The organism is Providencia sp. PROV268, from assembly GCF_028477805.1.
GTDB classification, from domain to species: Bacteria; Pseudomonadota; Gammaproteobacteria; order Enterobacterales; family Enterobacteriaceae; genus Providencia; species Providencia stuartii.
Genome location: NZ_JAMPLW010000025.1, coordinates 15,745 through 27,560, shown reverse-complemented (window position 1 = coordinate 27,560; position 11,816 = coordinate 15,745). Strand labels below are relative to the sequence as shown.

Annotated in this window: 9 protein-coding genes; all 9 read left to right on the top strand. The window is 44.2% G+C overall.

Translation table 11 applies throughout. The annotated features are described in order from the left end of the window. Nucleotides 1-15 precede the first annotated feature (15 nt). The 9 genes from bamA (at nucleotide 16) to accA (ending at nucleotide 11,699) form a co-directional block, all read left to right on the top strand. On the top strand, nucleotides 16-2,430 hold the full coding sequence (gene bamA, locus PR699_RS16735) for an outer membrane protein assembly factor BamA (protein WP_004916767.1): 2,415 nt from the start codon (nucleotides 16-18) through the stop codon (nucleotides 2,428-2,430). Between the two features lie 90 nt (nucleotides 2,431-2,520). Then, on the top strand, nucleotides 2,521-3,015 hold the full coding sequence (gene skp / locus PR699_RS16730; RefSeq protein WP_004916764.1) for a molecular chaperone Skp: 495 nt from the start codon (nucleotides 2,521-2,523) through the stop codon (nucleotides 3,013-3,015). A gap of 3 nt (nucleotides 3,016-3,018) precedes the next feature. Then, complete coding sequence (lpxD, locus tag PR699_RS16725; protein WP_014657685.1) at nucleotides 3,019-4,056, top strand: UDP-3-O-(3-hydroxymyristoyl)glucosamine N-acyltransferase; 1,038 nt, start codon at nucleotides 3,019-3,021, stop codon at nucleotides 4,054-4,056. Between the two features lie 130 nt (nucleotides 4,057-4,186). Continuing rightward, complete coding sequence (fabZ, locus tag PR699_RS16720; protein ID WP_004916757.1) at nucleotides 4,187-4,639, top strand: 3-hydroxyacyl-ACP dehydratase FabZ; 453 nt, start codon at nucleotides 4,187-4,189, stop codon at nucleotides 4,637-4,639. A gap of 1 nt (nucleotide 4,640) precedes the next feature. Next, complete coding sequence (gene lpxA, locus PR699_RS16715; RefSeq protein WP_004916754.1) at nucleotides 4,641-5,438, top strand: acyl-ACP--UDP-N-acetylglucosamine O-acyltransferase; 798 nt, start codon at nucleotides 4,641-4,643, stop codon at nucleotides 5,436-5,438. Between the two features lie 47 nt (nucleotides 5,439-5,485). Continuing rightward, nucleotides 5,486-6,640: a lipid-A-disaccharide synthase gene (gene lpxB / locus PR699_RS16710; RefSeq protein WP_004916749.1), complete on the top strand. Its 1,155-nt coding sequence runs from the start codon at nucleotides 5,486-5,488 to the stop codon at nucleotides 6,638-6,640. After that, on the top strand, nucleotides 6,640-7,233 hold the full coding sequence (gene rnhB / locus PR699_RS16705) for a ribonuclease HII (RefSeq protein ID WP_014657686.1): 594 nt from the start codon (nucleotides 6,640-6,642) through the stop codon (nucleotides 7,231-7,233). The genes lpxB and rnhB overlap by 1 nt, the downstream gene beginning before the upstream one ends. Nucleotides 7,234-7,244: 11 nt before the next feature. Then, on the top strand, nucleotides 7,245-10,727 hold the full coding sequence (gene dnaE, locus PR699_RS16700) for a DNA polymerase III subunit alpha (protein WP_040132401.1): 3,483 nt from the start codon (nucleotides 7,245-7,247) through the stop codon (nucleotides 10,725-10,727). 12 nt (nucleotides 10,728-10,739) lie between these two features. Further along, complete coding sequence (gene accA, locus PR699_RS16695) at nucleotides 10,740-11,699, top strand: acetyl-CoA carboxylase carboxyl transferase subunit alpha (protein WP_004916741.1); 960 nt, start codon at nucleotides 10,740-10,742, stop codon at nucleotides 11,697-11,699. Nucleotides 11,700-11,816 lie beyond the last annotated feature (117 nt).

Sequence of the window (11,816 nt, the reverse complement as noted above, 5' to 3'; positions counted from 1 at the left end):
ATACGCATAACAACGATGGCGATGAAAAAGTTGCTCATAGCGTCGCTGCTATTTGGCAGCGCGACTGCATACGGTTCAGACGGATTCGTAGTTAAGGACATTCGTTTCGAAGGTCTACAACGCGTCGCCGTTGGTGCAGCATTATTGAACATGCCTGTCAGGGTAGGTGACTCGATTGATAACGAAGATATTAGCCGTTCAATTCGATCTCTATTCTCTACTGGCAACTTCGAAGATGTTAGGGTCCTGCGTGATGGAAACACGCTGATCGTTCAAGTTAAAGAGCGACCAACCATCGCGAGTATCACTTTTACAGGCAATAAATCTGTTAAAGATGATATGCTCAAACAAAACTTGGAAGCATCAAACATTCGTGTTGGTGAGGCTTTGGACCGCACGAAAATAGCGAATATCGAGAAAGGTCTGGAAGACTTTTACTATAGTGTTGGTAAATACAATGCGACAGTAAAAGCAGTGGCTACGCCACTGCCTCGTAACCGTGTAGATTTAAAATTTGTGTTCTCTGAGGGCGTGTCTGCAAAAATTCAGCAGATTAACGTCGTAGGAAACAAAAATTACACGACGGCTGAATTGGTTAATAAATTCCAATTGCGTGATGATGTGCCATGGTGGAACCTAGCGGCAGACCAAAAATATCAAAAACAAAAACTGGCTGGTGATTTAGAAACTCTTCGTAGCTTCTATCTTGACCGTGGCTATGCGCGTTTCAATATTGATTCCACTCAAGTCAGTTTGACGCCAGACAAAAAAGATATCTACATTACAATTAATGTCACTGAAGGCGATCAATATAAGATCTCTGGTGTGGAAATTAATGGTAATACCGCAGATCATCTGACTGAAATTCAAGAACTCATTACGATCACCCCAGGCGAGCTGTATAACGGCACGCAGGTGACGAGTATGGAAAACAAAATCAAGGATCTTCTTGGTCGTTATGGTTATGCCTATCCTCGTGTAATGACACAACCTGAAATTAATGATGAAGATAAAACGGTCAAACTGCATGTCAATATCGATGCAGGTAACCGCTTCTATGTTCGTCAAATCCGTTTCCAAGGTAATGACACAAGTAAAGACTCCGTCCTCCGTCGTGAAATGCGCCAGATGGAAGGGGCTTGGCTTGGTAATGATTTAGTCGAATTAGGCAAAGAGCGTCTTAACCGTACGGGTTTCTTTGAAACTGTTGATGTCGAAACGCAACGGGTACCGGGTAGCCCAGACCAAGTCGATGTGGTCTACAAAGTTAAAGAGCGTAATACAGGCTCCATGAACTTTGGTGTCGGTTTCGGTACTGAAAGTGGCGTGAGTTTCCAAGTCGGTGTAAGTCAAGACAACTGGTTAGGAACCGGTAATGCGGTTGGGATCAACGCAAGTAAAAACGATTACTCAACCAACGTTGAAATGTCGTTTACGGATCCTTACTTCACCGTTAATGGTGTGAGCTTAGGCGGGCGTGTTTTCTATAATGATTTCCGTGCGAAAGATGCTGACTTGTCTGGCTATACCAATAAAACCTATGGTTTAGATACGTTCTTAAGCTTCCCATTCAACGAGAATAACTCATTCCGTGTTGGTGCAGGTTACGTTCATAACTCATTGTCTGATATGCGTCCGCAAGCAGCAATGTGGGATTACCTCTATTCTATGGGCGATAAGCCTCCAATTAATGATGATGGTCGCAATAAAGAGAAATTTAATGCGGATGACTTCACCGTTAACTTAGGTTGGACTTATAATTCCTTGAACCGTGGTTTCTTCCCGACATCGGGTAATAAAACCAGTGTTTCAGGTAAAATCACCGTTCCAGGCTCTGATAACGAGTACTACAAACTGCGTTTTGATACAGCACAGTACTACCCAATCAATGAAGATGAGACTTGGGTTATCTTAGGTCGTGCACAAGCAGGTTACGGGGATGGCCTTGGCAGCAAGCAAATGCCATTCTATGAAAACTTCTATGCTGGTGGTTCAAGTACGCTGCGTGGTTTCCGTTCTAACAATATCGGGCCAAAAGCGGTTTATCTGAAAAATGTTAATGGTAAAGGTGAGCCTGAACCGGGTAGCCCATCAAGCGATGCGGTAGGTGGTAATGCGATGTATGCGGCGTCCTTTGAGCTGATTACACCAACACCATTTATCGATGAGAAATACTCAAATACAGTTCGTACATCGTTATTTGTTGATGCGGGTACAGTATGGGATACCAACTGGAACAGTATCAATGCAGATTGGCGTAAAGGCATGCCAGATTATGGTAAAGCAACAAACGTCCGTGTTTCTACGGGGGTTGCTCTACAGTGGATGTCACCGCTTGGGCCTCTGGTCTTCTCCTATGCGCAACCTATTAAGGATTACGAAGGGGATAAATCAGAACAGTTCCAATTTAATATTGGTAGAACGTGGTAATCTAGAACGTCTCTATCTAAGGAAAGCCCTTGCATATATTGTGAGGGTGACCAAAATTTCCAGCCATAAATATGGGTTAAGGAGTTTCGTGTGAAAAAATTGTTGTGTGCGGCGGGTGTCACTCTGGCTTTGGCGATGTCAGCAGGTGCTTATGCAGATAAAATTGCAGTCGTGAACGTTGGCGAAATTTTCCAAAAAATGCCAGCGCGCGAAGCTGTAGCTAAACAGCTTGAAAGTGAATTCAAAAGCCGTGCGACAGAGTTGCAAAATTTAGAAAAAGACCTTCAATCACGCGTAGAAAAATTACGTCGTGATGGTGCAACAATGAAGCAAAGCGAACGTGAAAAACAAGAAAAAGAGCTGATGGCTAAACGTGATCAGTTCGCAGAAAAAGCGCAAAAATTTGAAGAAGACAACCGTCGTCGTCAAATGGAAGAGCGTAACAAAATCCTAAGTCGTATTCAGGATTCTATTAAATCTGTTGCAGCCAAAGAAGGTTATGATGTGGTTATCGATGCAAATGCTGTTGCATATGCCAAAGATAGCGTAGACATCACGAGTAAGGTTCAAAAACAGGTTAAATAATAGATGTCCTCAATTCGATTGGCTGACCTCGCTCAGCAGTTGAATGCACAGTTACACGGTGATGGCGATATCGTCATCACCGGTATTGCACCGATGTATTCAGCAAATAATCAGCAAATTACATTCCTATCAGATAGTCGCTACAGCGACAAACTCGCTGAGTGTCAGGCTGCCGCTGTGGTATTAACAGCGAAAGATCTTGATGCTTGTAAAGTGGCGGCGCTGGTAGTCGATAACCCTTATCTTGCCTATGCTCGCATGGCACAAATCATGGATACAACGCCAAGCCCAGCAGAGAATATCCATTCGTCAGCCGTTATCGATAAAGGGGCGAAGTTAGGAAACAACGTGGCGATTGGGGCGAATGCCGTGATTGAAAGCGGCGTTGTGTTAGGCGATAACGTTGTTATTGGCGCAGGTTGTTTTGTTGGTAAAAATACTCGTATCGGGGCTGGTACGCGTTTATGGGCGAATGTTAGCGTTTACCATAATGTTGAAATTGGTGAACACTGCTTGATCCAATCAGGAGCTGTAATCGGTTCTGATGGTTTTGGCTACGCGAATGATCGTGGCAATTGGGTCAAAATTCCTCAGCTAGGTACAGTTATTATTGGCGATCGCGTAGAAATTGGCGCTTGTACAACAATTGATCGTGGTGCGCTAGATAATACAGTTATTGGTAATGGTGTTATTATTGATAACCAATGTCAGATAGCACACAACGTAACCATCGGTGATAATACCGCCGTAGCAGGTGGCGTTATCATGGCGGGTAGCTTGAAAATTGGTCGCTACTGCATGATTGGTGGTGCGAGTGTTATTAACGGTCACATGGAAATTTGCGATAAGGTGACTGTCACAGGGATGGGAATGGTTATGAGACCAATCACTGAACCTGGTGTATACTCTTCTGGTATTCCTTTACAGCCTAATAAAGTTTGGCGTAAAACAGCAGCTTTGGTTTTGAATATCAATGAGATGAATAAGCGCTTAAAAGCTGTTGAGCGTGAATTAGATAGTCAAACTCAAAAAAATCAGTAATCATTTCGTAATTCAGGTTAAAATAATCGACTGAGTTACGTTTTTCCGGCCTGCCAGTTAACCTAACTTTATGGTTAAAGCAGGCCGATTCGTTAATTAAATTGTATTAATAGACAGGAAGAGTATTTCGATGAGTGATAATCATACTCTGAATATTGAAGAGATTTTAGAATTACTTCCACACCGTTACCCATTCCTTTTGGTTGACCGTGTACTGGATTTTGAAAAAGGAAAATCTCTGCGCGCAGTAAAAAATGTGTCATTCAATGAACCCTTTTTCCAAGGCCACTTTCCGGGCAAACCTATTTTTCCAGGTGTGTTGATCCTAGAAGCAATGGCTCAAGCAACAGGTATCCTAGCATTTAAGAGCGTTGGTAAACTAGAACCGGGTGAATTGTACTATTTTGCAGCGATTGATAATGCTCGTTTCAAGCGCCCAGTGTTGCCGGGAGATCAGATGATCCTCGAAGTCGAGTTTATTAAAGAACGTCGCGGTGTTGCACGTTTTAAAGGTGTTGCAAAAGTTGATGGAGAAGTGGCCTGCGAAGCTGAAATGATGTGCGCCCGTCGCCGTGAGGTCTGATATGATTGATAAAACAGCCTGTATTCATCCCTCATCGATTGTCGAAGATGGAGCTATTATTGGTGCCAATGTTCGTATTGGCCCTTTTTGTTATATTGGTGCTAACGTTGAAATCGGCGAAGGCACTGAGCTCAAATCGCACATTGTTGTTAATGGCCACACCAAAATTGGCCGTGACAATGTGATCTTCCAGTTCGCATCGATTGGTGAAATCAACCAAGACCTGAAATACCAAGGTGAACCAACACGAGTCGAGATCGGTGACAGAAACCGTATAAGAGAAAGTGTCACTATCCATCGCGGAACGATCCAAGGCGGTAGTTTAACCAAAGTGGGTGACGATAACCTATTTATGGTGAATGTGCATATTGCCCACGATTGTATTATTGGTAACCGCTGCATCATTGCAAACAACGGTACACTGGGTGGTCATGTTATTTTAGGTGACTTCGCAATTATTGGCGGAATGACTGCTGTTCATCAATTTTGCCAAATTGGTGCTCATGTTATGGTTGGCGGTTGTTCAGGTGTGGCGCAAGATGTTCCACCTTACGTCATTGCGCAAGGTAACCATGCAACGCCTTATGGCCTGAATATTGAAGGCTTGAAGCGTCGCGGTTTTGATAAAGAGTCTCTACATGCGATTCGTAATGCTTACAAAGTCCTTTACCGTTCAGGTAAATCACTAGAGGAAGCACGTAGCGAAATCGCTCAACTTGCACAAGCTAACCCGCATGTGAAAGTGTTCAGCGAGTTCCTTGAGAACTCCGCAGAGTCTAATCGTGGTATTATTCGTTAGTCGGTAGTTAAGATAACGAAGTCAGGGCCTTTATTAAGGAGATCATTTTGGCGAATCATCACCGCCCACTTACTATTGGCCTTGTTGCTGGGGAAACATCCGGCGATATACTCGGCGCAGGGCTTATCCGAGCACTCAAAGCACAAGTACCTGATGCACGTTTTGTAGGTGTCGCAGGGCCTTTAATGCAAGCAGAAGGCTGTGAAGCTTTGTATGAGATGGAAGAGTTAGCGGTAATGGGGATTGTTGAAGTGCTTGGCAGGCTTCCTCGGTTACTCGCTATTCGCAAAGATCTTACCGAACGCTTTACACAATTACAGCCAGATATCTTTGTTGGTATTGATGCACCTGATTTTAATATCACCCTTGAAGGGAAGTTAAAATCAAAAGGCATTAAAACCATTCATTACGTCAGCCCTTCTGTGTGGGCATGGCGGCAGAAACGCGTCTTCAAAATTGGTCGAGCAACAAATTTAGTGCTTGCCTTTTTGCCGTTTGAAAAAGCCTTCTATGATCGTTTTAATGTTCCGTGTCGCTTTATTGGGCACACAATGGCAGATGCTATCCCGCTTCATGTCGATAAAACAGCGGCAAGGCAACGCATTGGTATACCTGAAGAAGGGAAGTGTTTAGCCCTCTTACCGGGCAGCCGTCACTCAGAAGTTGAAATGCTAAGTGCTGATTTTTTGAAAACAGCGAAAATTTTACAACAGCATTTTACGGATCTTCACATTGTCGTGCCTTTGGTCAACCAAAAACGGCGTGAACAGTTTGAAGCGATCCGTCAACAAGTCGCTCCTGAGCTAGCTGTCCATATGTTAGATGGCCAAGGCAGAGATGCGATGATCGCGGCGGATGCGACGTTGCTCGCATCGGGAACGGCGGCTCTTGAATGTATGCTAGCGAAATGTCCAATGGTAGTGGGTTATCGTATGAAACCATTTACTTTTTGGTTGGCAAAACGTTTAGTAAAGACACCCTATGTTTCATTGCCTAATTTGTTAGCTGAAAAAGAGATAGTCAAAGAGTTACTACAGGAAGAGTGCCAACCTGAAAAGTTAGCTCAGCAGCTAATTCCCTTACTGGAAGGCGGCGAACAGGTAGAACAATTAAAAGCAACATTTTTACAGCTCCATCAATTGATCCGCTGTGATGCAGATAAACAAGCGGCTGAAGCTGTATTGGATTTGGTTCGAAATTAATGGATTTTATATACCCAAATGCCAACTTAATTGCTGGCGTAGATGAAGTTGGGCGCGGCCCCCTTGTTGGTGCGGTGGTGACCGCCGCTGTAATATTGGATCCTAAAAATCCAATCATTGGCTTGACTGACTCAAAAAAACTCACCGAGAAAAAACGCGAAAAACTCTTTGTTGAGATCCAAGAAAAAGCCTTGTGCTGGTGTATTGGGCGAGCTGAACCTGAAGAAATTGATGAAATCAATATCCTGCATGCCACCATGCTTGCGATGCAACGTGCTGTTGCTGGTTTAAGCATAACACCTGATTTTGTTTTAGTGGATGGTAACCGTTGCCCAACCTTATCAATGCCTTCACAAGCGGTGATTAAAGGTGATAGTTTAGTGCAGGAAATAAGCGCGGCATCAATTTTAGCCAAAGTGGTTAGAGACCGAGAAATGGTTGAGCTAGATAAAGCTTATCCAGAATATGGTTTTGCAAAACATAAGGGCTATCCGACGGCTTATCATTTAGAAAAACTGGCACAGTTTGGCGCAACAAAATTTCATCGCAAGAGTTTTGCTCCTGTGCGCCGTGCATTAGAAGCGAAAGATTGAGTATAAATTAGATGGCTGAACCTCGTTTTATTCACTTACGCGTTCACAGCGACTATTCAATGATTGATGGTCTGGCAAAAACCGGTCCATTAGTTAAAAAAGTGGCAGCAATGGGCATGCCAGCATTTGCGATCACTGATTTCACTAACTTATGTGGTTTGGTGAAGTTCTATGGAGCAGCGCACGGTGCTGGTATTAAACCTATTATTGGCGCTGACTTTTTTGTTGAAAGCGAGCAATTGGGTGATGAAATTGCTCACTTAACCGTACTAGCTCGTAATAACGAAGGCTACCAAAACCTGACGCTGTTGATCTCAGAAGCCTATCAAAAAGGCTATGGGGCGATAGGGCCAACGATCCATCGCGATTGGCTTGTTAAGCATAAAGAAGGTTTGATACTGCTTTCAGGTGGCCGCCAAGGGGATGTAGGGCAATTTTTATTGCGCGGTAATCAAGCTCTCGTTGATGAATGCTTGGCATTTTACGAAACCCACTTTCCCGGTTGCTACTATTTAGAACTCATTCGTACAGGAAGGCCTGACGAAGAGAGTTATTTACATGCGGCGGTAGAGCTTGCAACGCAGCGTGGTTTACCTGTTGTTGCGACTAATGATGTACGTTTTATTGAAAGTAGCGACTTTGATGCGCATGAAATACGTGTCGCTATCCATGATGGTTTTACCTTATCTGATCCTAAAAGGCCTAAAAAATATAGCCCTCAGCAATATTTACGATCTGAAGAAGAGATGTGTGAGCTGTTTGCCGACATCCCTGAAGCACTTGAAAATAGTGTAGAGATTGCTAAGCGTTGTAACGTAACCATTCGTCTTGGTGAGTACTTCCTTCCCCAATTCCCAACAGGGGATATGAAAACGGAAGACTTTTTGGTTATGCGGTCAAAAGAGGGATTAGAGGAGCGCCTGAAGTTCCTTTTTCCTGATGAGAAAGTGAGAGCCGAAAGACGTCCTGAATATGATGAACGGCTAGAAGTCGAGCTAAACGTTATTAACCAAATGGGGTTCCCTGGTTATTTCTTGATCGTGATGGAGTTTATTCAATGGTCAAAAGATAACGGTGTACCAGTAGGGCCTGGTCGTGGCTCCGGTGCAGGCTCTTTGGTTGCCTACGCTCTAAAAATTACGGACTTAGATCCGTTAGAGTTCGATCTCCTTTTTGAACGTTTCTTAAACCCTGAACGGGTTTCTATGCCTGACTTTGACGTTGACTTCTGTATGGAAAAACGCGATCAAGTGATTGATCACGTTGCTCAAATGTATGGACGAGATGCGGTTTCACAGATCATCACGTTCGGTACGATGGCGGCGAAGGCGGTTATCCGCGACGTAGGCCGTGTATTAGGCCACCCATACGGTTTTGTCGATCGGATCTCGAAACTGGTTCCCCCTGATCCGGGAATGACATTAGAGAAAGCATTTGAGGCCGAGCCGCAACTGCCTGAAATTTACGAAGCCGATGAAGAGGTGAAAGCACTCATCGATATGGCGCGTAAACTTGAAGGGGTCACACGTAACGCCGGGAAACATGCTGGGGGCGTGGTTATTGCGCCTACCAAAATTACCGATTTTGCCCCTCTGTATTGCGATGCGGAAGGGAATAACCCAGTCACCCAATTTGATAAAAACGACGTTGAATATGCGGGATTGGTGAAGTTCGACTTTTTGGGATTACGTACGCTCACGATCATTAATTGGGCGTTAGAGATGATCAACGCAAGGCGGGCTAAGAAAAACCTTGAGCCAGTGGATATTGCGGCAATACCATTGGATGATCAAAAAAGTTTCGACATGTTGCAGCGTTCAGAAACAACGGCGGTATTCCAGCTTGAATCCCGAGGGATGAAGGATTTGATCAAGCGCCTGCGTCCTGACTGCTTTGAAGATATGATTGCATTGGTGGCATTGTTTCGCCCTGGTCCATTGCAATCAGGGATGGTGGATAACTTTATCGACCGTAAGCATGGGCGTGAAGAGATTTCATACCCTGATGTGCAGTGGCAACATGAATCATTAAAACCTGTTCTAGAGCCGACGTATGGCATTATCTTATACCAGGAACAGGTGATGCAGATTGCACAGGTACTCGCTGGTTATACTCTCGGCGGCGCGGATATGTTACGTCGTGCGATGGGGAAAAAGAAACCGGAGGAGATGGCAAAACAGCGTTCCGTCTTTGAGGAAGGAGCCATCAAAAACGGTATCGATGGTGAGCTATCGATGAAAATCTTTGACTTGGTAGAAAAATTTGCCGGTTACGGATTTAACAAATCTCACTCCGCCGCTTATGCGCTCGTTTCATACCAGACATTATGGCTTAAAGCGCATTATCCGGCTGAATTTATGGCGGCTGTTATGACCGCGGATATGGATAACACCGAGAAAGTCGTCGGCCTCGTCGATGAATGTTGGCGAATGGGGTTAAAAGTATTACCTCCTGATATTAATAGTGGGCTATATCATTTTCACGTTAACGATGAAGGTGAAATTGTTTACGGTATCGGTGCGATTAAAGGTGTCGGTGAAGGCCCAATTGAGGCGATTATAGAAGCTCGCCAAAAAGGTGGCATCTTTAAGGAAATTTTTGATCTTTGTGCGCGTGTTGATCTTAAAAAAATTAATCGTCGCGTCATGGAAAAACTGATCATGGCGGGGGCGTTCGATCATTTAGGGCCTCACCGCGCAGCCTTAATGTCTTCACTGGAAGATGCGCTGAAAGCGGCGGATCAGCACGCCAAAGCAGAGGCTATAGGGCAAACTGATATGTTTGGTGTGCTTGCAGAAGCCCCTGAACAAGTGGAAAGCTCATACGCGAGCGTACCAAAATGGCCAGATCAAGTTGTTTTGGACGGTGAAAGGGAAACGCTGGGTCTTTATTTGACAGGGCACCCGATAACGCGTTATTTAAATGAAATAGAACGTTATACTAATGGTCTGAGATTGAAAGATGTGAACCCTACCCCTCGTGGTCAAGTGACAACTGTGGTAGGTTTAGTACTTTCAGCCAAAGTTATTACTACCAAGCGTGGCAATCGAATTGGTATTTGTACGCTTGATGATCGTTCCGGTCGTCTGGATATTATGTTATTTTCAGATGCACTAGATAAATACCAGCACTTGCTGGAAAAAGACAGTATCCTGATTGCCACCGGTCAGGTCAGCTTTGATGATTTCAACGGTGGTAATAAAATGACAGTGCGGGAGTTAATGGATATTAGTGAAGCAAGGGAAAAATATGCGCGAGGACTTGCAATTTCACTGTCAGACAAACAAATTAATGATCAGTTACTGAACCGACTTCGCAGCACTCTTGAACCCCATCGTTCAGGAACGATTCCGGTTCATTTGTATTATCAGAAGGATGATGCCAGAGCAAAGCTTAAATTTGGTGTTGTTTGGCGCGTAACACCCGTTGATGACCTTCTGAATTCTCTGCGAACTCTGCTGGGTAATGAGCAGGTAGAATTAGAATTTGACTAAAATAGGAATATTATGAGTCTGGATTTTCTTGATTTTGAACAGCCAATTGCTGAATTGGAAGCGAAAATTGATTCGCTGACTGCAGTTAGCCGTCAAGACAACAATTTAGAAGTCAACCTAGATGACGAGGTTGCTCGTTTACGTGAAAAAAGTGTTGAACTGACGCGTAAGATTTTCTCTGATCTGGGTGCATGGCAAATTGCTAAACTTGCTCGTCATCCACGCCGTCCTTATACATTAGATTATATTTCTCGTATATTTACTGACTTCCAAGAACTCGCTGGTGATCGTGCTTATGCCGATGATAAAGCTATTGTTGGCGGTATTGCACGTTTGGACGGTCGTCCTGTTATGGTTATTGGCCATCAAAAAGGGCGTGAGACAAAAGAAAAAATTCGCCGTAACTTTGGTATGCCAGCACCAGAAGGCTATCGTAAGGCATTACGCTTGATGGAAATGGCCGATCGTTTCAACTTACCTATTATTACCTTTATTGATACTCCGGGGGCTTACCCAGGTGTTGGCGCGGAAGAGCGTGGTCAGTCGGAAGCCATTGCACGTAACTTGCGTGAAATGTCTCGCTTATCAGTGCCAGTTATCTGTACCGTTATTGGTGAAGGTGGGTCTGGTGGCGCGCTGGCTATCGGCGTAGGTGATAAAGTGAATATGCTGCAATACAGCACCTATTCCGTTATCTCTCCAGAAGGTTGTGCATCTATTCTGTGGAAAAGCGCTGATAAAGCGCCATTAGCGGCAGAAGCAATGGGGATCACCGCATCTCGTCTTAAAGAGTTGAAACTTATTGATAATGTGGTCACTGAGCCGTTAGGTGGCGCACACCGCAGTTACGATGAAGTTGCGGCGTCTTTAAAAGCACGTATCGTCGAAGATTTAGACGAATTGCTTGAGCTAGATGAAGAAGCATTAAAAAATCGTCGCTACCAGCGTTTAATGGAATATGGCTATTGCTAATTAAGACCTATTAGCAAAGTAAAAACGGGAGTTTGGGATAGCCAGCTCCCGTTTTTTATTCGTGCATCTCGCTCTTTGAGTCGTGAAATCTAGTTAAGCTGGTGATTAATTGGTAAC